This is a genomic window from Peribacillus sp. FW305-BF15, assembly GCF_058783805.1.
Window position 1 is genome coordinate 1 of the sequence record NZ_JBYSYV010000041.1, and the last position, 20,398, is coordinate 20,398.

21 protein-coding genes and 11 tRNA genes are annotated in these 20,398 nt (G+C 40.7%); 3 read left to right on the top strand and 29 right to left on the bottom strand.

The annotated features are described in order from the left end of the window. Positions 1-78: 78 nt before the first annotated feature. The 12 genes from AC3WLU_RS25515 to AC3WLU_RS25570 form a co-directional block, all read right to left on the bottom strand. Positions 79-152: transfer RNA gene (locus AC3WLU_RS25515), tRNA-Gly, on the bottom strand. A 33-nt stretch (positions 153-185) separates the two neighbouring features. Further along, a tRNA-Pro gene (locus AC3WLU_RS25520) sits at positions 186-262 on the bottom strand. Between the two features lie 7 nt (positions 263-269). Beyond that, positions 270-346: transfer RNA gene (locus AC3WLU_RS25525), tRNA-Arg, on the bottom strand. An 18-nt stretch (positions 347-364) separates the two neighbouring features. Next, positions 365-450: transfer RNA gene (locus AC3WLU_RS25530), tRNA-Leu, on the bottom strand. A 59-nt stretch (positions 451-509) separates the two neighbouring features. Next, positions 510-591 (bottom strand) — tRNA-Leu (locus AC3WLU_RS25535). Positions 592-600: 9 nt separating this feature from the next. Next, positions 601-676: transfer RNA gene (locus AC3WLU_RS25540), tRNA-Lys, on the bottom strand. A gap of 10 nt (positions 677-686) precedes the next feature. Continuing rightward, a tRNA-Gln gene (locus AC3WLU_RS25545) sits at positions 687-761 on the bottom strand. A gap of 80 nt (positions 762-841) precedes the next feature. Continuing rightward, positions 842-917: transfer RNA gene (locus tag AC3WLU_RS25550), tRNA-Asp, on the bottom strand. A 25-nt stretch (positions 918-942) separates the two neighbouring features. Beyond that, positions 943-1,014: transfer RNA gene (locus AC3WLU_RS25555), tRNA-Glu, on the bottom strand. A 20-nt stretch (positions 1,015-1,034) separates the two neighbouring features. Then, positions 1,035-1,125, bottom strand: a tRNA-Ser gene (locus tag AC3WLU_RS25560). 8 nt (positions 1,126-1,133) lie between these two features. Continuing rightward, positions 1,134-1,208 (bottom strand) — tRNA-Asn (locus tag AC3WLU_RS25565). Between the two features lie 132 nt (positions 1,209-1,340). Continuing rightward, the gene (locus AC3WLU_RS25570) at positions 1,341-1,820 is read right to left on the bottom strand and encodes a SprT family protein (protein ID WP_063574480.1); all 480 of its coding nucleotides are present in this window, start codon (positions 1,818-1,820) and stop codon (positions 1,341-1,343) included. Positions 1,821-1,903: 83 nt separating this feature from the next. On the opposite strand from AC3WLU_RS25570, the gene cmpA reads away from it, so the two are divergent. Beyond that, positions 1,904-2,023 carry a cortex morphogenetic protein CmpA gene (cmpA, locus tag AC3WLU_RS25575; RefSeq protein WP_089364909.1) on the top strand — a complete coding sequence of 40 codons (120 nt, stop codon included), beginning with the start codon at positions 1,904-1,906 and terminating at the stop codon, positions 2,021-2,023. A 74-nt stretch (positions 2,024-2,097) separates the two neighbouring features. Here the strand turns inward: cmpA and AC3WLU_RS25580 are convergent, their stop codons facing one another. From AC3WLU_RS25580 to acpS, 14 genes are all read right to left on the bottom strand, one after another. Then, a complete protein-coding gene (locus tag AC3WLU_RS25580) occupies positions 2,098-4,281 on the bottom strand; it encodes a Tex family protein (protein WP_492598140.1) in 2,184 nt (727 codons plus the stop codon). A gap of 92 nt (positions 4,282-4,373) precedes the next feature. Then, positions 4,374-4,985: a PP2C family serine/threonine-protein phosphatase gene (locus AC3WLU_RS25585; protein ID WP_222620049.1), complete on the bottom strand. Its 612-nt coding sequence runs from the start codon at positions 4,983-4,985 to the stop codon at positions 4,374-4,376. Then, on the bottom strand, positions 4,982-5,770 hold the full coding sequence (gene sigB, locus AC3WLU_RS25590) for an RNA polymerase sigma factor SigB (protein WP_034306363.1): 789 nt from the start codon (positions 5,768-5,770) through the stop codon (positions 4,982-4,984). Before sigB ends, AC3WLU_RS25585 begins: the two co-directional genes overlap by 4 nt. Beyond that, the gene (gene rsbW, locus AC3WLU_RS25595) at positions 5,748-6,221 is read right to left on the bottom strand and encodes an anti-sigma B factor RsbW (protein ID WP_034306366.1); all 474 of its coding nucleotides are present in this window, start codon (positions 6,219-6,221) and stop codon (positions 5,748-5,750) included. Before rsbW ends, sigB begins: the two co-directional genes overlap by 23 nt. After that, on the bottom strand, positions 6,218-6,550 hold the full coding sequence (locus AC3WLU_RS25600) for an anti-sigma factor antagonist (protein WP_034306369.1): 333 nt from the start codon (positions 6,548-6,550) through the stop codon (positions 6,218-6,220). Before AC3WLU_RS25600 ends, rsbW begins: the two co-directional genes overlap by 4 nt. A gap of 59 nt (positions 6,551-6,609) precedes the next feature. Beyond that, complete coding sequence (locus AC3WLU_RS25605; RefSeq protein ID WP_034306371.1) at positions 6,610-7,620, bottom strand: PP2C family protein-serine/threonine phosphatase; 1,011 nt, start codon at positions 7,618-7,620, stop codon at positions 6,610-6,612. Positions 7,621-7,629: 9 nt separating this feature from the next. Further along, positions 7,630-8,031 carry an anti-sigma regulatory factor gene (locus AC3WLU_RS25610; protein ID WP_048682056.1) on the bottom strand — a complete coding sequence of 134 codons (402 nt, stop codon included), beginning with the start codon at positions 8,029-8,031 and terminating at the stop codon, positions 7,630-7,632. A 3-nt stretch (positions 8,032-8,034) separates the two neighbouring features. Continuing rightward, on the bottom strand, positions 8,035-8,391 hold the full coding sequence (locus AC3WLU_RS25615; RefSeq protein WP_034306376.1) for an STAS domain-containing protein: 357 nt from the start codon (positions 8,389-8,391) through the stop codon (positions 8,035-8,037). Positions 8,392-8,393: 2 nt separating this feature from the next. Next, positions 8,394-9,221, bottom strand: a complete 828-nt coding sequence (locus AC3WLU_RS25620; protein ID WP_214807355.1) for an RsbT co-antagonist protein RsbRA — start codon at positions 9,219-9,221, stop codon at positions 8,394-8,396. Between the two features lie 384 nt (positions 9,222-9,605). Next, a complete protein-coding gene (locus AC3WLU_RS25625; protein ID WP_034306610.1) occupies positions 9,606-9,956 on the bottom strand; it encodes a type II toxin-antitoxin system PemK/MazF family toxin in 351 nt (116 codons plus the stop codon). A gap of 7 nt (positions 9,957-9,963) precedes the next feature. Then, a complete protein-coding gene (locus AC3WLU_RS25630) occupies positions 9,964-10,245 on the bottom strand; it encodes a CopG family ribbon-helix-helix protein (protein ID WP_034306380.1) in 282 nt (93 codons plus the stop codon). Positions 10,246-10,405: 160 nt separating this feature from the next. After that, complete coding sequence (alr, locus tag AC3WLU_RS25635; RefSeq protein ID WP_492598141.1) at positions 10,406-11,593, bottom strand: alanine racemase; 1,188 nt, start codon at positions 11,591-11,593, stop codon at positions 10,406-10,408. A gap of 219 nt (positions 11,594-11,812) precedes the next feature. Continuing rightward, positions 11,813-12,817: a LolA family protein gene (locus AC3WLU_RS25640; protein ID WP_268565349.1), complete on the bottom strand. Its 1,005-nt coding sequence runs from the start codon at positions 12,815-12,817 to the stop codon at positions 11,813-11,815. Positions 12,818-13,058: 241 nt separating this feature from the next. Beyond that, on the bottom strand, positions 13,059-13,409 hold the full coding sequence (gene acpS, locus AC3WLU_RS25645) for a holo-ACP synthase (protein ID WP_053537119.1): 351 nt from the start codon (positions 13,407-13,409) through the stop codon (positions 13,059-13,061). Positions 13,410-13,516: 107 nt separating this feature from the next. Here acpS and AC3WLU_RS25650 point away from each other — a divergent pair, with 107 nt between their 5' ends. Further along, positions 13,517-14,107 (top strand): rhomboid family intramembrane serine protease, encoded by a 591-nt coding sequence (locus tag AC3WLU_RS25650; protein WP_098864640.1) that lies wholly within the window; start codon positions 13,517-13,519, stop codon positions 14,105-14,107. Positions 14,108-14,133: 26 nt separating this feature from the next. Here the strand turns inward: AC3WLU_RS25650 and AC3WLU_RS25655 are convergent, their stop codons facing one another. The 3 genes from AC3WLU_RS25655 to cshA form a co-directional block, all read right to left on the bottom strand. Continuing rightward, positions 14,134-15,597, bottom strand: a complete 1,464-nt coding sequence (locus AC3WLU_RS25655) for a PH domain-containing protein (protein ID WP_492598142.1) — start codon at positions 15,595-15,597, stop codon at positions 14,134-14,136. Next, positions 15,590-16,063 (bottom strand): PH domain-containing protein, encoded by a 474-nt coding sequence (locus AC3WLU_RS25660; RefSeq protein ID WP_034306614.1) that lies wholly within the window; start codon positions 16,061-16,063, stop codon positions 15,590-15,592. The genes AC3WLU_RS25655 and AC3WLU_RS25660 overlap by 8 nt, the downstream gene beginning before the upstream one ends. Before the next feature lie 212 nt (positions 16,064-16,275). Next, positions 16,276-17,775 (bottom strand): degradosome RNA helicase CshA, encoded by a 1,500-nt coding sequence (gene cshA / locus AC3WLU_RS25665; RefSeq protein ID WP_034306393.1) that lies wholly within the window; start codon positions 17,773-17,775, stop codon positions 16,276-16,278. 1,358 nt (positions 17,776-19,133) lie between these two features. Between cshA and AC3WLU_RS25670 the strand changes: the two genes are divergently transcribed. After that, positions 19,134-20,285, top strand: coding sequence for a PP2C family protein-serine/threonine phosphatase (locus tag AC3WLU_RS25670; protein ID WP_492598143.1), 1,152 nt, complete (start codon positions 19,134-19,136; stop codon positions 20,283-20,285). Positions 20,286-20,398: the final 113 nt, after the last annotated feature.

A 20,398-nucleotide genomic window follows, 5' to 3' on the forward strand; every position in this document is an offset into this window, starting at 1 on the left:
TTTGCTTTTTTGATAGTGTGTGCTCACTTAAAATTTAACGTTGGCGCTTTGTTTTGTTCAGTTTTCAAAGAGCAATAATGGAGCGGGTGAAGAGAATCGAACTCTCATCATCAGCTTGGAAGGCTGAGGTTTTACCACTAAACTACACCCGCATTTAATTTTAAAGTATTTTCAGAAAGAAAGAATGGTCGGGAAGACAGGATTCGAACCTGCGACCCCTTGGTCCCAAACCAAGTGCTCTACCAAGCTGAGCTACTTCCCGTAAAATATGGTGCGCCCGGCGGGAGTCGAACCTACAACCTTCTGATTCGTAGTCAGATGCTCTATCCAATTGAGCTACGGGCGCTAATTTCTATGATGTTATTGGTGCGGCCGAGAGGAGTCGAACCTCCACGGGGTTTCCCCCACTAGGCCCTCAACCTAGCGCGTCTGCCATTCCGCCACGACCGCGAAAGCGACTTTGTAAGTTTAACACCTTTTCAACTTGATGTCAAGAAGAAAAATATCAGTGCGGGTGAAGGGACTTGAACCCCCACGCCTTGCGGCGCCAGATCCTAAGTCTGGTGCGTCTGCCAATTCCGCCACACCCGCGAAAATAAATGGTGAGCCATGAAGGATTCGAACCTTCGACCCTCTGATTAAAAGTCAGATGCTCTACCAACTGAGCTAATGGCTCTAAATAAAAATGGCTGGGCTAGAAGGGATCGAACCTTCGCATGACGGAATCAAAATCCGTTGCCTTACCGCTTGGCTATAGCCCAATAATTAAACACTAATTAACAACCAGGATAATATTATATCACGATAATATTTATTTAGCAAGTGTTTTTTAAGAAAAAAATGGCGGTCCCGACGGGAATCGAACCCGCGATCTCCTGCGTGACAGGCAGGCATGTTAACCGCTACACCACGGGACCAGTATTTTGATTGTGTATAAGAAAGTGACCCATACGGGATTCGAACCCGTGTTACCGCCGTGAAAGGGCGGTGTCTTAACCGCTTGACCAATGGGCCTTGATATAAAAATATGTAACTGGCGGAGAAGGAGGGATTTGAACCCTCGCGCCGCTTACGCGACCTACACCCTTAGCAGGGGCGCCTCTTCAGCCTCTTGAGTACTTCCCCAAAAAAAATGGCTCCGCAGGTAGGACTCGAACCTACGACCGTTCGGTTAACAGCCGAATGCTCTACCACTGAGCTACTGCGGAATAATGAAAATTGGGTTCCTTTTTCACGCTCAAGGACCTTAGTGTTTGTCGTTAAGGACAAGTTGTTATCTTGTCGACTCTTATGATTATAAAGAGGTTGCAACCTAAAGTCAAGAGTTCTTTTATGTTTTTTTATTTTTTTGTTTTTTGCTCCTTAAACCCTTGGTAAATCAATGTTCCACGACATTTACCACAAACGAAACGGGTAGTGTCGATTCGTTTTTTTCTTATATATACCTGCTGACAGTCTTCACATTTATATTGAATTGTATTCATCTTTTTCTTTAATTGGTTAGATGGCAGCGGCTCGCAAAATCTCGGTGCCCCCACTTTTTTGAGTAAATGCTTAAAATCCGCATCACGATGCTGGTACCCCTTCTTCTCGATGTGCAGATGGTAATGGCACAATTCATGCTTAATGATTCCAATCAATTCTTCCACACCGCGTTCATCAAGATACTTTTTATTTATTTCTATATTGTGTGAACGGAGCAAGTATCGTCCTCCTGTTGTCCGGAGACGCGGATTAAAACTCGCTTGGTGTCTAAAGGCCTTTTTAAAGTCTTTCAACGAAATTTCTTCCACTAGTTTTTGCAATTGACGATTATCCATTTCCCCCTCCCTTTCCTTGGTAACATGACAACCCATTATAACATAGACTAATAATACAATAGGAAACTAAGGGAGGAAAAGCTATGCCTAATTGGTTCCAGAATCAAATCCGCAAAGCCTTTTATGAAAAGGATTATTATCAAGTGAAGATGTTGAATCAATGTTGGTTTTTTTATCAAAAGAAAGAAAGTCTCAGATTATAGATTCGACATTGTTCCAAATATAAATACATCATTTCAAAAAAACCCCTTCTAATATAGAAGGAGCTTACCTTAGGTTAGTTTTGATCCTTTGGCTCGAGCATCGTTAAAGATACCCTTTGCTTTTTGGAGTCAACTAGTTCGACCCAGACTGTGACAACATCCCCAACGGCAACTACATCCAATGGGTGCTTTACAAACCGGTTGCTCAGTTTAGAAATATGCACCAGTCCATCCTGTTTAACACCGATGTCCACAAACGCACCAAAATCCACAACATTCCTCACTGTACCTTGTAACTCCATCCCAGTTTGCAGATCCTCCATTTTTAGTACATCCTGCTTAAGCAGCGGTTTTGATAACTCATCCCGAGGATCTCTTCCCGGTTTCATCAAATCATCGATGATATCTTTGATCGTAATTTCCCCAATTTCCAATTCATTGACCAAATCAGCAGGATTTAGCTTACCTAACTCTTCATTCAGTGCATCACTGCCTAAATCCTCAGATGCGAATCCCATTTTCTTCAATAATTTATTCACGGCACTGTAGTTCTCAGGATGTATCGCGGTTTGATCTAAAGGTTCATCTCCATTAATGATACGTAAGAATCCTATACATTGTTCATATGTTTTGGCACCAAGCCGGGGAATCTTCTTTAATTCCTTCCTGCTTTGAAATTTCCCTTCCACTTCCCTTTTCTTCACGATATTTTGAGCAACCGATTTTGATAAACCAGCTACATATTGTAAGAGAGACGATGAAGCGGTATTGACATTAACCCCCACCTGGTTAACAGCTGTTTCCACTACAAAAGTGAGGGATTCCGTTAACTTTTTCTGAGACACATCATGTTGATACTGGCCTACCCCCACAGATTGCGGATCAATTTTAACAAGTTCAGCAAGGGGATCTTGAAGCCTTCTGCCTATCGAAACTGCGCTTCTCTGTTCAACTTGAAGATCCGGAAACTCTTCACGTGCTATATCTGAAGCTGAATACACACTGGCTCCCGCTTCATTAACAATGATATATGAAATGTTCCCTTTCACTTCTTTTAAAATATCTGCAATGAATTGCTCTGATTCACGTGATGCTGTTCCATTGCCGATTGCCACGATCTCAACCGAGAACCGCTGAAGTATATCGATCGTTTTTTCACGGGCAGCATGAAGTTTCGCAGCAGGAGGATGCGGATAGATTACACTGATATCAAGTACCTTTCCGGTTTCATCAATGACAGCGAGCTTACAGCCAGTCCTATATGCCGGATCTAAGGCGAGGACCACTTTTCCTTTAAGCGGAGGCTGCAAGAGCAGGTTCCGGAGGTTTTCAGAGAAAATGTGGATAGCTTGATCCTCAGCTTTTTCCGTCAGCTCTTTTCTGATCTCCCGCTCTACAGAAGGCATGATCAAACGCTTAAGTCCATCCTCTATCGCAGATTTAAGAACAACTTGGGCTTCAGATTTGTTATTTTTAATGATTTTACGTTCCAGATGACCAACGATGACTTCAGACCGGGGCTGAATGGAGATTCGCAAAACCTCTTCCTTTTCACCTCTGTTCAGCGCCAACACCCGATGAGGTACGATTCTTTGAACCGGCTCCTCATACTCATAGTACATTTCGAAGATTTTTTTCTCGTCCTTCTCTTCATTTTTCACAGTTGAAATCACTTTTCCAGCTTTGAAAATTTCGGCCCTTATCCACTTCCTTAATTCTGCATCATCGGAAATATATTCAGCTATGATATCCTGCGCACCTGCAATAGCCTCTTCAATAGAAGGAACTTCTTTTTCTGCCGATATGAATTCGGCTGCCTTTTCGCTGACTCGAGGATGCATTTGGCATTCCAAAAGCCAATTGGCCAGTGGTTCAAGCCCCTTTTCTTTAGCAACTGTCGCTTTCGTTCTCCTTTTTTGTTTGAATGGCCTGTATAAATCCTCGACTTCCTGCAGTTTTGTTGCCTTTTCGATTTGTTTTGTTAATTCTTCCGTCAATTTCCCCTGTTCACCAATTGAACGAGTAACTTCCGCTTTCCTCTGGCCAAGGTTTTCTAGATAGTTCCATCTTTCCATAATGGAACGAATCTGCACTTCATCAAGTGAACCCGTCATTTCTTTTCTATACCGTGCAATAAAAGGGACAGTATTCCCCTCTTGCAGCATTTGTATGACGTTTTGAACTTGATGATTTTTCAAAGTCAGCTCATTGGATATTTGTTTTATCAATTCTTTTAATGTATCTTCTACAACGATCATTTTGTATACCTCCAACCTTTTGCTCTAATATATACAGTCTAGCAAATGAGCGATGAAGTTGCGAATTCCATACAAAAAAGCTCACTTCCGAATTATGGCGAAAGTAAGCTTCCTAAAATGAAAGTTGTATCATCTGCAGTTAATGGACTGCTTTTTAATATGCATTGGGCGTTCTTATCGATAGGGACCAGCCTTTTTAAAAAAGACTTAGCTCCCTTAAGTTCCAAACCATCGGAATGAAGAATGAATTTAGCATTTGGTTCATATTTGTATCTTTGCGTCCTGTATTTTTGTTTTCTGCCGGATAAATACCCTGTAACAGGTAAAGGGTAAACGAGTTTATCGTCGTTTGGATTATACAGGAAAAAGCGGATGTTACCCACTGAACTGTATACAAATTCATTCTTATCATAAAAGATTTTCAAAATGGAAACGGCTGCCCCCCGTTTATCGACTAAAACTTGATTGCACACTGCCATTAGTGCTTCCACATCCAACTCATGATTACGTTTAACTTCCTCGATGACGGCATGGGAGGAATCGTATGCATTTTTCCCGCTGCCTAGCCCATCTGCCAAGACACATACAAAGTATTCTTCCGTATGAAGAAAAAAGTAATCATCACCACAGTAAACCATCCCGTTTTTAGACGATTGTGAGACAAGGACTTCTATTTTTTCTCCCCTTAGAATATCTTTGATCACTGAATTAACTCCGAGTTTTCAGCATTAATGGCTTCTTGAAGTTTCTTGATCGCGCGGCGTTGGAGCCTTGACACATGCATTTGGGAAATCCCAAGCTTATCGCCAGCTTCTTTCTGGCTTAAATTCTCTAAATAAGTATGTTGAATGATCATCTTTTCACGGTCACTCAGCACATGAAGCACCTTTTCAAGCACAAGTCGCTGATTGACCTTTTCAAAACCTTCATCGACATTTCCGAATATATCAAGCAATGTGACAGTGCCGCCATCAGAATCCGCCTCAATAGAATGATCCACGGATAAAGCTTGATAGCTTTTTCCCATTTCCATCGCCTCTAAAACTTCTTCCTCGGTCACGCCAATACTATCGGCTATTTCATCTATTCTTGGTGAACGGTGCAGAGTTGTCGTTAACTCCTCGACAGTCACCCTGATTTTCGGACCTAGTTCCTTAATTCTCCTTGGCACATGGACACTCCATGTTTTGTCACGAAGGAACCTTTTGATTTCCCCGATAATAGTAGGGACGGCAAATGCCTCAAAGCTCTTACCGAAAGATTCATCATATCGTCGAATGGCACCTAATAGACCAATCATGCCGACTTGGGAGATATCCTCCTGAAATGATTTCCCTTTCGCATACTTACGGGAGATTGTTTCAACCAAACTTTTATAATGGATGACGAGATTACTCTGTGCTTCTTCATCTTGATTCTGCTGGTAAGCTCTGATCCATTCATTTACCTGTTCTCTTTGTGCCTGATTAGGTTGAGACTGTTTTTGCATCCATCTCCACCTGCTCTCCTTCTAAAAACTTAGTCATAAATACAGTAACCCCATCATGCTGATGAATTTTTACATCATCCATCAAAGTTTCAATAAGGTAAAGACCCAAGCCTCCTTCTCTCAAAAGTTCGACTTTTTGTCCATTTTCGTATGGACCTAGCCCTTGACGAACCTCCTCGAAATTACAGCTCTTGCCACTATCGGAAACCATGACCTCCAAACGGTCAGGATAAAGGCCGAAACTTACTTTCACTTCACCTTTTTCAGAATCCTTGTATGCATGCTGTACCGCATTTGTACAAGCCTCACTGGTAGCGATTTTCAAATCCTCTATTTCATCATACGCAAATCCCATCCGGCTTCCAATTCCAGAAAGCGTTAAACGAATGACACCGATGAATTCTGGTTTTGCAGGTATTTTCATTTCGATGTAATCATATACTTGACTCATTCTAACCCACCCTCTGTACCACTTTTTATATCAATGATATCTGCAAGACCTGTTATATCAAATAAACGTCGTAACCTTTCCGATAATCCAACTAACGTGAACTCACCATTATGTGCCCTAACACTTTTAAAAGCACCGACAAATACCCCAAGTCCCGTACTATCCATATACGAAACTTCAGTTAAATCAATAGTAATCGAAACATTTTCCTGCTCTGAAATTGGAAATAGTGATTCTCTTAGTTTCGGCGCAGTATAAGCATCGATTTCACCTTTTAGTTTTACATTAAATTCAGTATTCAATTCATTAACATCTACTGTTATATTCATCCTTGACCCACCTCTTCAAATCCTCTTCATTCCTATATCTATACCCAGCAGTAACAATGCTAAACATTTGATTTTAAAATTATTAATGTAAAATCATCCCTCAGTTGGAAGTTCTGCATTTTCTCCAATTGTTTATATATATTATTCACCATTTCCTGGGCTTGCAAATGCATATTTTTTTTAATCAAACCAATAAGCGTTTCCCTTTCTATGAACCCATCATTCGTGCGGCACTCCGTTACTCCGTCAGATAATAGAATGATCATGTCGCCACGATTCACCGTTTTTTCATATTGGCGATACCTTGTTTTTTTATCAACGCCAAGCAACAAGCCCTTTGCATCCAAATCGCTAAAAGTACCTGTAGCTGCGTCATAGTAAAATCCAGGTTCATGTCCGGCTGAAGCATAGGAAAATTGCCTGTCATGCGGATCATATAAACCATAGAACATGGTTATGAACATGCTTGGATCAACATTATGCTCCACAACCCGGTTCAAACTCTCAAGTACACTTTTCGGTTCATGACGATGCTCCGGAAGACTGTCCATCGCATATTTGATCATCGACATGCACAGCGCAGCAGGAATCCCTTTTCCAATGACATCGGCTATCCCAACACCTATACGCTCATTTTCATCCTGGACGAAGTGATAGTAATCCCCGTTCATCTGCCTCGCAGGAACACTGATCGCCCCAATTTCAAGAGCTTTGATATCAGGTATTTCCGTTTCCAAAAGAGTATGTTGAACGTTTGCCGCTATCTCGATTTCCGTTTTCAATTCCTGCTGTTGATGTCTGAGGCTTTGATGCTCACGGTATGCAATGCCGTAGCCCATCATGACTTCTAGCAGAAAATCGAAAGAATCCAGTACTTTTCCCGGTAATTCCGGGTAAAGTTCCATTAAGTTATTTTTATGCATACTTATGATTTCTTCTGGAGATATATTGTATTTGATATGTAGGCGGCTAATCTTCTGCCCTTGATAGAGTGCCTGCTCATTTTGGTCTTTAAGATAAGTAGAAAGCGCCTCATGATACTTTTTCTCCATGTTCTCCCTAATATCCATAGTCCCCCCCTAACGGAGCCATTTCGTCGCGATAATCTTAGTCCCTTCACCTGGTATCGATTCAATATCAAAGTCATCCATTAAACGTTTGGCTCCAGGAAGGCCTGCCCCCAGCCCCCCTGAGGTGGTATATCCATCTTCCATGACTCTGCGGATATCCTCAATTCCCGGCCCTTGGTCTTCTGCAATGATTTTCAATCCTGACTTCCCATTTATATTTAGCTTTTCTATGCTAACACTGCCTTGTCCAGCATATAGGTATATGTTTCGGGCCAATTCGCTAATGGCCGTTGTGATTCTGGCCTGGTCTACAGTACCGAACCCCAACTCTTTAGCGACATTTCTTCCGAGCTGCCTTGCAGCTACGATGTCCCATTCATTTATGATTTTTACGCAGGATTGGAACTCCATTCTTTAATCCCCCAATTCCTGTTGTAATTTCTCCAGGCCTTTCTCTAAGTCTAATGCTGTCAGAACATCATCGAGACTAATTCCTAGTTCAATCAATGTTATTGCAACAGCAGGCTGGATTCCCGTAATTACAACTTTGGCCCCCATAAGCTTAGACATGCTAAAGACATCGCCTAATACCTTTGCGATAAAAGAATCAATAAAATCTATTGAGGTAATATCTATAACTACGCCATTCGCGCTTGTTTCATGAATCTTATGCAGTAAATCCTCTTGAAATTGGAGCGCTGTCATATCATCCAATTCCCACTGTATAGAGACTAACAAGCAGTCATAAAGCTTTAATATCGGAATCCTCATCCTTATCCCTCCACCTTTACGATCTTACGGCTCGTTAATTCCAACGCAACTTCTATCCCTTTTTTCAATGTATTTTTTGTAATCACTTCATTTAAATTAATGCCAAGATTAACGATGGTTTGAGCAATTTCAGGGCGGATGCCGCAAAGTATGCATTTGGCGCCCACTAAGCGGACTGCTTCTGCCGCTTGAATGATATGGTGGGCAACCATGGTATCCACGACCGGCACGCCCGTTATATCAATCAGAACAACTTCAGATCTATGCTTAACCACGCCGGTCAGCAGGTTTTCCATTATCTGTTTGGCACGTTCTGTATCTATCGTACCAACCAAGGGCATGACCGTAATGCCTTCCAATACGGGAATGAGCGGTGCCGAAAGTTCTTGCAACGCTATTTTTTGCATGGAAACCGTTCTTTCCCAAGTTTGGGTATATATATTGACTATTTCATTATTTATCGGTGTCGCCCATTTATCCAAATGGTTAACAAGATTGACTTGATTATCCGGAGTAACGAGACCCTTTTCCACCATTCCATTTATGACAATTAACGTGAATTTATGAAGTCCTTCATTGACGAAAGTAAGAGGCCATCCCAATTGGACGACTTTCTCGGCAAAATCTGAAAGCTTCAATGTGAATTCCTTGTTTTTACTATCAACGTTCGTGATGATCATATCTATAAATTCACTGCTCGTTTGCGTGAACATTTGATCTGAGACGACTTTAATTAATCTTTCGTCCGTGCTTTCCTTCATGATGCCCATCCACTCAGTAAGGATGTAATCTTGATTTTGCTTAATAAAATCGTAAACCAATTGATTCATAATATCCTCCCATTCTAACACAATTGCTATGTTTCCCTGTCCACGTCACAAGGATGTTAACTAACTGTAATGTTATGCCATTTGGATTTCCTTAGAGGCTTTTTTTAGGTATTTACAACATAACTATATACCCGAAATTCAGGTAAGAAAAACATCATTCCAAGAAAAGTTTGGAGGATACTATAAAAAACTTTCAAATATCTTATTGTATACTGTTTTTATTCGTCAAATTTTTCATATTTCCTGCTGTATACTTTTTGGACACATGTTTATGTTAATTCATAAAAAAAACACGATTCCCACAGTACAGGAATCGTGCCATCTAAATAATATCAAGAATGATTTGTATTATAATAACGCCCGGTTTAACGGGAAAAATTTTCTTTAAAACTCAATGAGGCCTAAACTTATTTGCAAAGCTTCATTGACTTTTTGCATCATCGGTTCGTCAAGATGCGTAATTTTATCAGTTAAACGCTGCTTATCGATTGTCCGGATCTGTTCTAATAAAATGACGGAATCCCGTTCGAATCCGTACTTTTTTGCATTAATCTCAACATGTGTAGGCAATTTCGCTTTTTGAATTTGAGCTGTAATGGCTGCCACGATCACAGTCGGACTAAAGCGATTACCAATATCGTTTTGTAAAATTAGTACCGGACGGGTTCCACCCTGCTCTGAACCGACTACCGGGGAAAGGTCTGCGAAGTATACGTCACCACGCTTAACAACAATCAATGGCTCAGCCTCCGCTAACTAATCGTTCAACGCAATGACCAGCCTCGAATTCAGCCTGGAAGGCTTCAGAAGCAATCGTTAAATTAATGGCCGCCATTTCAATATAACCGCGTTTCATCGATTCACGAAACTCTTTCTTTTTACGTTCGCGAAGATACATTTTTGTGGCACGATAAATAAATTCACTGCGATTCACATTTTCCTCACTCGCATACCCGTCTAACTCTGTTAAAAAATTTTGAGGTAATCGAATTAATATCTCTCTTGTTGCGCTGGATTCAGACACAAACATACACCTCCACCATCACTACACACCTTTATTATATATCCTTTTCAATATTACCATTAAAATGCCTATCTGCAAAGAGTATATTCTATTCTCAATCCTATTATCAGCATAATAAAGGAAATCTTATTCACAATCTTAGGATTTTTTTACAATCCGCTCATTCCAAAATGAAGTTGCGTACATGATTCACCTGATTGTCTTTCAAATATATGCGGGGCACTCTTGCTCCTATCATGCATGTCACCTCATAGTTGATCGTTTCCAGTTTTGCCGCTATCTCATCGACAGTAATCGATTCATCCCCATCATTCCCGATTAATGTGACCACAGTTCCTACAGGGTATGGTCCAGGCAGCTTGATCATGCATTGATCCATGCAAATCCTCCCGACTATGGGCACTCTTTTTCCATCCACAAGAACTTCCTGACCTTGCAGCTTACGGATCCAGCCGTCAGCATATCCGATTGGCAAAGTTCCAATCCATTCATCACCTTCAGCCGTATAAGTCGCTCCATAGCTAACGCTTTCACCCTTAGCAAGCTGTTTAACCGCGACCATCTCCGTTCTCAATGATATAGCCTGTTTTAATGGAAATGGCAATATCGGCTTCATCTCCATGGAAGGACTCAAACCATACATGGAAATCCCCATTCTTACTGCATTCCATTCTGAATCGGTGAACCTTAGAGAAGCTGCACTATTGGCTGCATGAACATATTCCGGCTTTCCCGTCAATTCGGAAAGCATCCCTTTAAAAAAGGCAAGCTGCTTTTCATATAAGTCCGTCTTAATTTCATCCGCAGTCGCGAAATGAGTGAATATCCCTTGGAAATTGAAACAAGTTTCCCTCTTAAGCAAACTTTCCACTTTCATGAGTTGACCTTTATCTCGAATGCCGATTCTCCCCATGCCGCTATCCACTTTTACATGGATTTGCAAAACTTGTCCCGGTTTCAACAAATCCTTCGCCTTCTCCAACCATGCTTCATCGAAAACCGTCACGGAAATACCATGCTCGGCAGCAAGCGCTGCACTTTCAGGCCTAGAAGCCCCAAGGACAAGAATCGGAGCCAATATACCTTTATTCCGTAAGGCAAGAGCCTCATCCAAAAAAGCTACACTTAAAAAATCCGCCCCCGCATCAAGCGCCGTTTTAGCCACTTCATAGTCCCCGTGGCCATAAGCATTGGCTTTGACGACAGCGAAAAGACTAACGCCCTTTTTCAGACTTTTTTTCATTGAAGAGATATTTTTAAAAATATTATCCAAATTTACTTCTGCCCACGTATCTCGATGAAATACTTTTGTTTCCAAGACCTTTTCCTTCTTTCCTATACTCACCATAAGATTCTTCCCAGTAGCGAAGTTTTCGTTTCATTATAGGACCATTCTATAACCAACCGCTAGAAAGATAAAGTGCTTTTTCACCTTGATCCTCATTTCCCGGCTGCCAGCCTAAATCAAATAATGGGTTAAAAAAGGTCAACAAGCCGCTTCCCCGCCTATCCTTCCCAGAAGAAAACCTTCGTAAGGAGACGGGAAACATCAGCTTGTTATGTAATCCTATTTGACTGGATCTTCCCCAACCGAACGGGCGACTTCTATCATCTCTTGCTGTGACAAATCCTTTGATGCTAGCATGTAATCGACACCTTCAAAAGTCCATGCAATCGTATTTCCCGTCATGGCCCCGACAGTATAACCCAAATCAACAGGTTCTCCATTCACATTCGTCGAAACGGAAGTTTGGACTACCTCAGCTTTTTCCTGAACTAATGTAAAACTTTTTGTACCCTCATAGGTCAAAACGACACGTTCTCCCTTTTCCGTCGTAATTTCTTTTTCTTCCGTTAAATTCATATCGCCAATATTTTCAGGGTATTTCACTGCAAACCCCTTATTTTGGACTTCTGCCATAACGGGAGCTTCTAGTTGTGCACTTGTCATGTTTTTCTTCATGTCAAATGAATCTTTATCAAAACTCGTATCGAATTTTACTTTTGAGAATTCAACAAGAACCAAAGCGGTCCTATCAGGGTCCATGACTTTTACACTGACTGGGGATAAATCCTTTTTGTTTATAGTAATCTCTTGATATGGCAACATTTTATTGTTTTGGTAGCGCGTTTTCGTTTCAAAGACATAGTGTTTATCCGTTGCTTTATATGTTGCACTTTTATCTTCCGTAATGTCTTTCACCAACGACTCGAACAAATAGGCCTGACTGCTGTTCTCCGGCCACTCGCTTTGAAATTTAAAACTTTTATTCAAAGCAGGCGTCAAAACGTATACACCATCATCATTTTTCAAAATCATCTGGCTTTGATCTTTCTCTTCATTTTTCAGATTCACGCGGTAAAAAGAAGGGTCCTTATGCCAAATCTCCACATTATACACTTGAGGTTCCGTCCCCATCTTTAATGTCATCTTCGCGTTAGCTTTATATCCTTTCATTTCACCAAGCTTCTCATTCAATTCACTAACTACGTCACTCTGCGATTTTTGGCCGCAAGCAGAAAGAGCAAGCAAGAGCATGATCCCTGCAAAAAGCATTACCATCTTCTTCATCTTTTCAACCCCTTTTTGTCATTTGAACGTAAAAGGGAGAGGAAAAGGCAGGATCCGGACATTGGCTCGACTGATGTCTTAGATTCCTCAGTATTTTAGACAGGACCATTCTCGATCCGGCTAAAAACTTTTCGAGAGCACCTACTCTGCCATGTACCTTTTACCGGGCCTTGTCTCCCTATAGCACTAAATGTATATGAGACAACCTTAAGGTTTATGACCCGATTGGACAAAACTCCATTCACCCTTCAATTACGACTTGAGCAACCGCGTAATCCCTGCTATGGCTAATCGAAAGATGGACCCCTTCAGAAAACGGCTTTGAAATCACCGGCTTTCCTTTATCATCCGAGATGATTTCAATATCCAAAAAGGATAAGTGCTTACCGATCCCTGTACCGTTCGCTTTTGAAAATGCCTCCTTAGCTGCAAAACGGCCAGCAAAATACTCGACCTTCCTTCTTCCATTTAACTTTTCGAAAATCAAGATTTCACTTTCCGTCAATATACGCTCCTTTAAACGGGGTTGCCGATTAATCAATGTTTCCATTCTATCCAACTCAGTAATGTCCACGCCTATACCTTTAATCACTTTGACACCTCTTCTATTAATTTAATAAGTTGCATATCATTAGGAGGACTCTTTTACATGAAAATGATAATATTGTATCCAATTAAAAACGATATAAGGAGGAATTTATGTTTACAAGAACAGAAAGCTTCCGCGAATATGCAAATTCTTATCGAGCTGTAACTGTGCTCATACTCATTATGATGCTTGTATTCGTTCTCGTCCTTTTCCCTGCACTTCCCGGCAATGTACTCTTTTATTATGGCACCGGTGTGAATTTATACATCGCTGATGGACAATGGTGGCGTTTGATCACCCCCATCTTTCTACATAGCACGTTTACACATTTACTGTTTAATGGATTCTCACTTGCCATCTTTGGTCCATTCCTGGAGAAGTTACTTGGAGCCTTCAAGTTTTCAATTTTCTTTTTATCGACAGGGATCCTTGCCAATATCGCAACCTTCCTGATTAACCCACTGACATATAATCACGTAGGTGCCAGCGGAGCAATTTTTGGTTTACTCGGATTCTTTCTATATCTTGTACTGTTCAATAAAACCAATTTTACGAACAACGAAAGAAATACAGTATATACATTGACCGGAATTGCCCTTATCATGACTTTCATCCAACCGCAGATAAACGTTGTCGGTCATTTGGCTGGAATGGCAACCGGCTTTTTAACCGCTCCATTATTCCTAAGAAAAAAATGGTAGGCCAAACAGCCGACTCTTCCTTTCAATCATTGGGAGTCGACTGCTTTTTCAGGTAAATACCATGATTTAATTATTAGGCAATCCTTTTCTTCCATATCAGCAACCATACCGACCCGGGAGGTAATTCCTGATTTAATCGATGCTGTAATGGTGGCTAATTCTTTTCGATTCTGAAACCAGCTTTTTTTATATGTGATTGATTGAATTCTGCTTCTCTGCATGATCAATGTTTGCTTCGTGAAAAAACGGCTGCTCAATAGTAATAAATTCCCTTCTATGCTCCAACCTGCATCTCTATATTGCATGTATGCCCAAAAAATCGCCAACGGTACAAGCAAGAAGGAAAGATAACCCCAAGGTCTGAAAAACCATACCAAGGCACCGATGATCGGGATAAGGTATAGAAACTTTCGAAACACATACCTGGAAAGTGCACGCTTGGGTATTAGTTTCATCTTCGTATCCGTTTCATAAACCGGTAAAATTTCCAGGATTTTTCCCTGTAAATGCTTCTTTCTGATTAAAGGGAACAGCATGATGGAAAGACTTTCTTTATCTTCCATGCTCCCTCCCGCATATTCAATATAAACCGTCGCCAATCCCAATGGCTTTCGAATTAAATTCTCCATGATCCGGATACCTTGAATTTTATGGATAGGGATTGTCAGCCGTCTTTTCTCGAGAAGCCCCCTGGAAATAACGATCTCCTCATCCGTTTTTATCACGGTAAAGGAAGCGTATTTAATTACCATACTTAATGTGGCCAGCACATAAACCGCCAATAAAGCCACAAGGGCAAACAAGGTCAGAATGAAGGTCCCCATTTCAATAAAATCTTCATAATCCTTAAATATTCTCTGAAAAGGTATCATTTCATCGAACTGTGAAATAAAAGCGACTGCCCCGGATAGGAAGACACCTACCGCTCCCGAAGTGGCAGCCATAGCGAATAACTGCGGCAGTGTCTGCTTAAAAACGGAAGATGATTTTGCAACAATTTCATTATCCGCGACTTCATCTTTATCCCTATCAAATGGGTTATACGCATTTTTTCCCTCACTTATATAAGCATTGATTCGATCCGCATCACTTTTCCTTATGGCTGATAATACGGCATCCGCCTGAGACCCGCCTGCCGTTTCAATATTCAGCTTCACCAGGCTGAATACCCTCTGGATGATGCCCTCTGATATATCTATGCTATGAATCCGATCAAACTTTATATACCGTTTCTTCCTTACGAATACCCCGGACTCAATTCTGAATTCTCCCTCTTCGATCCGATATGTAAAGCGTAACCATTGCAAGAAAGCATTCCCTATAATCAAAAGTATAATAATGGCAATGACCAGCGGTTGTATCCATCCGGGAATTCCTTCATTCTTCCCAGGAATGACGACCACTAATAAAAAAGGGATGACTAACTCCTTAATCGATTTAATGATGTTAAGCAATACAGCTATGGGGTGAAGCCTTTTAGGATCAGACATCTTCTTCCTCCACACTTGCCATTCTCGAAATATAATGCCGCAATTCATCCGCCTCTGCAAGGTCCAAGGCAGGGATAACATGAAGAGTCGCTGCAGTGGAAATTTCAACGGAGGCTAAATCGTATTTTCTTAATAATGGCCCTTGCTTCGTTTCAACATGCTGAACCCTTATCATGGGTATGAGTGTTCTTTTAATGATGAAAATACCACTTTGGATATCAATTTCAGTATTTCTTACTTCGTAACGCCACCTCTTCCATTTAACGGACGGAATCAGAAAGATGGCCAGATAGGATTGGATTGTCGAAATTAGGACCAACGCGCCAATCACCCAATATGTCCAATCAAAAATGATTGTAAGCACGAGTACGGCGATGCTTATAATCCAGGTTATTGAACAGCTTATAAGACCACTGATTTTCCATACGGTTAAGGCCTTATTCGATATACGATTTTCAGGTTCCATGTGCTTCTCCTCTTCCGGACAGGTAATGCTAATTGAATCATCATCATCCATCCTTGCTTTCATCCATTATACTATATTTAAATACTGGAAATTAACCCCTTTTCAAACAAAGGCTGTGGGCACTCCATCCAAAAACCGCGGATACCTTACATGAAGAAGTTGGTGATGCACATAAAAAAATGCCGCTCAAATGAGCGGCATTCCCAATTCAATTAAATCTTATTAGTTTTTTCTCTTTTTTGGCTCGTGCTGCGGTTTCCGTAACCATTCGATTTACGGTTCGTGCTTGGGCGTTTCCCTGATCCGCTGCCGTAATCTTTTCTGCCTGAAGAACTGCGGCCATTGCGCTGTCTGTTGCCAGAAGAACTGCTTCCTCCGCGATTGCGACGCATTGGAGACGGAGATTCTTCCGTTAACTTGATAGGCGTTTGATCCGGTTCTTTTGTCATTGATTTAAGCATGGCTGCAACTAAATCCGCTGCGCTATGTTTTTGTAATAATTCTTCCGCTTGACCAAGGTATAAAGTTAAATCCTCATTCTCGATTGTATTAAGGATTTTTTCCGTTACTGCTTTTTGTTGACCTTCCAACGCTTCAGTTAACGTAGGAGTCTTAAGTTTCTCCATACGTTTTTTCGTTGTATGTTCAACTGCATGCAGTTGGCCTCTTTCTCTTGGTGTTACAAACGTAATGGCTATACCATGTTTACCCGCACGTCCTGTACGTCCAATACGGTGAACGTAGCTTTCCGGATCTTGAGGGATATCAAAGTTGTATACGTGAGTAACGCCGGAAATATCAAGTCCACGTGCAGCAACATCAGTAGCAACGAGTACATCGATGCTGCCGTCTTTAAACTTTTTCAAAACAGAAAGGCGTTTTGCCTGACTAAGGTCACCATGAATGCCCTCAGCCATATAACCGCGGATATTCAATGCAGATGCCAATTCATCGACACGGCGTTTCGTACGTCCGAAGACGATTGCAAGATCCGGTGTTTGAATATCGAAAAGGCGTGCAAGTGTATCGAATTTTTCACTTTCTTTTAACTCCAAGTAATATTGTTCGATACGATCCACTGTCATTTCTTTTGCTTTTACACGTACAAGAACTGGTTCCCGCATGAATCTTTCAGCAATTTTACGGATCGGATCAGGCATTGTAGCTGAGAAAAGCAATGTTTGCCTTTCGTCAGGAACCGTTGAAAGGATCAATTCGATATCCTCAATGAATCCCATGTTAAGCATTTCATCCGCTTCATCAAGAACTACAGTGTGAACTCCGCCTAATTTAATATTTTTACGTTTGATATGGTCTAAAAGACGACCTGGCGTACCAACGATAATATGTGGTTTTTTCTTTAAAGCACGGATTTGGCGGTCGATGTCTTGTCCACCATAAACAGCAAGTACACGAGCGCGTTTTCCGTAACCAAGCTTGAAAAGTTCCTCGGAAACTTGAATGGCAAGCTCACGTGTAGGTGCAATGACAATCCCTTGCACGTTTTCGTTATTAATATCGATGTTTTCCATCAATGGAATACCGAATGCTGCTGTTTTACCTGTTCCCGTTTGCGCTTGACCAATGATATCTTTACCTTCAAGTGCTAGAGGTATCGTTTGGGATTGAATCGGGCTCGCTTCTTCAAATCCCATTTTTTCTATTGATTTCATGGACGTTCTATCTAATCCTAATTCGCTAAACAATGTCAATGTTTTCGTACTCCTTTTTATATCGTAAATTTACACGTGCATTCATGGATCATGCACAGATGTTTTAGTTCAAATCCTCATCATCATGACGGATGTTCTTCTTTATCTCTTATAAAAAGTTTATCATTATCACCTAAAAGTATGTCTGCCTTTTAGTTCAAATGAACTCAATATGATTTTTTAAAAAGGAAATATACCAGTACGGACATTCACTGGCATTTTTAACTTCGCGCACGTGTAGACTTATCATTAACCTACGCTCATCTTTTTAAAAGTACATGTAACCAAAATTAAATTCAATATGGAAAATTAAAAGTAGCATAAACGGGTGTTTCACCGTTTTATTCAGGTGAGGGCTGCTGCACCTATTATTCATCAGACTTAAAAAGACTGTATGAACAAAACTTGACGAGAGCCAAGATTCTTATACAAAACAGGCCCGGTGCGTTGAGGATTTGCAGAAGTGGAAAAGCGCTTAAATGCGGCTTGATTCCCTAATAGCTACTAAAGCCGCCAAGAGATGCAGCTTTTATATATGACCAGACGCGAGGCCTATTTAATCTAAAATAATCTCAAGAATGAACTCATGAAACATGTAAGAACATACAATTTTGTTGCCTCAACCTGATTAATTTTAAATAATCATCAATGATAAGACATTTAAACTCATACTCATATTACCATTTTCAAACTGTTAATGCAATAAAGGATATCGCCCATTCAGAGTTACTAAAAACTTTAGACAGTTTCAAAAATGAAAAAATTAGTCATTTCTTCCTGTTAAATATGCAGCCGTTACACTTTTGAGTAAGAATATCGCTTGTTCATTCAATAATGGGTTAAAAAAAATACATGGACTGATTATTTCATCAATAGGATCACCGTTTTACTATATCCATTTATGCGTAAGTGGATTCAAACTTAGACAAATTCGAAGAAAGCGAGTTTTTCTACAGTTTTTTATTTAAAAACCGTTCCAGTGGCTTCAGAAATCCAATTAGGAGGATTTCACAAAACCGGAACCTAGTCCTGTTAAAATCATGGTTCGGGATGAGAGCATCCCGGCCTCTTGTCGACTAACTGTATCCAATTAAATTTTTCACAAAACGAACATCCATTTATATATGATATGAGTTTAAATCAAATAGTTTCAACAAACCTTTTTCAGGAAGGATTAAAATCTAACGATCCCCCCCCTCCACGATTACCCCCGTTGGAGGAAAGGGCTTGTCATGAATGAATTTCCAGGTATATGGAATCATTAATTTTTCGAAAATTTCATCTTTTTGTGTAAAAATTATAGTAAATTAGTCTAAATGCAGTATGATTGACCTATCAACAAATCAACGGGGGGTTATATGAACATATTCACAATAGATGTTCCTTTATGTAAGGATTTTGGTCGAATCTTAAAGAAAATGAACAAGAAAGTCACTTTTTTGGAGGATCCACTCAATCAAAGTCATCTATTCGAAGATTCATCGGACTTAATGAAATCATTATTTATTTTGCCTTTGCACATATCAACAGATTCTTGGCAGCAAACTTCTTTATTTGCATTAGCTGAATCTCACGAAATCCCTATCCTATTCATTTACAAACGCGCTTTACGAATGGAGCCCCCACAGGCCTTACCGGAAAAGACCTTTTATGAAACCATGGCAGTCCCTGCCGATGCAGTAGAAGTCCGGATTAAATTAAAGTCACTCAAAAACATCAGCATGCAATTGTTTTCGGCAAAAATGAAGGGGCAAGAGCTTGAAAAGATACACCAAAAATCAGCAAGGAGCCTGCGAATTGCAAAGGGGATTCAACTTTCAAGTTTACCTTTGTCGATCAATAATGAAGATATAGAGGTCAAAGGCCTTTTTCAGCCTTCGAGTGAGCTTTCTGGGGATTTATTTTACTGGGCGGAGGTCGGCGACAGGATATACGGCTTCATCATGATCGATGTATTTGGAAAAGGCATCCACACAGCACTTATAAACATGTCCATAAGGACTTTGATGCCCGACCTTATCAAACGGGTAAAAGACCCCATTTACATAACAGAGGAACTGGGCAAACATATTCGGGACCTATTTCAAGGAGTTAATCGGGAAAACAAAAAACATGCTCGTATTGCAGCCTTCATCGCATACGTGAATACAAAGGATCGACTCATCGAATATGTGAACTACGGACTTCCTTCGGCCTTTTTGTATTCCCCATGCACCAATCAAATTCTCAACTTAAACGAAGGGGCCACCCCAAGCGGACTGATCCCCGAATTGCCCATAAAAAAAATAGTCTTTCATTATGAACCAGGAAGCCGTTTCATCATCTATACAGACGGACTGTCTAAAACGCCCACACCTTCCGCCATTGACCGATCTGACAATATCGAGAGGGAATTCATTGAAAATGTCCATCTCGATACAAATGACCTTCTTCAGGAGCTATTGGTCTCAAGGATGAGGCATTCAGTGATTAACGATGACATCTGCATTATAGCCGGGACACTGTTTTAAAGACAATAAAAAAGGCCGTTTCAAAAGGAACGGCCTTCAGTTTGTAGACAAAAGGGGTTCGGAATTAAAAAATTCTGCACCCCTTTTGAAATTCCCTTTGAATTTTCGCCTAA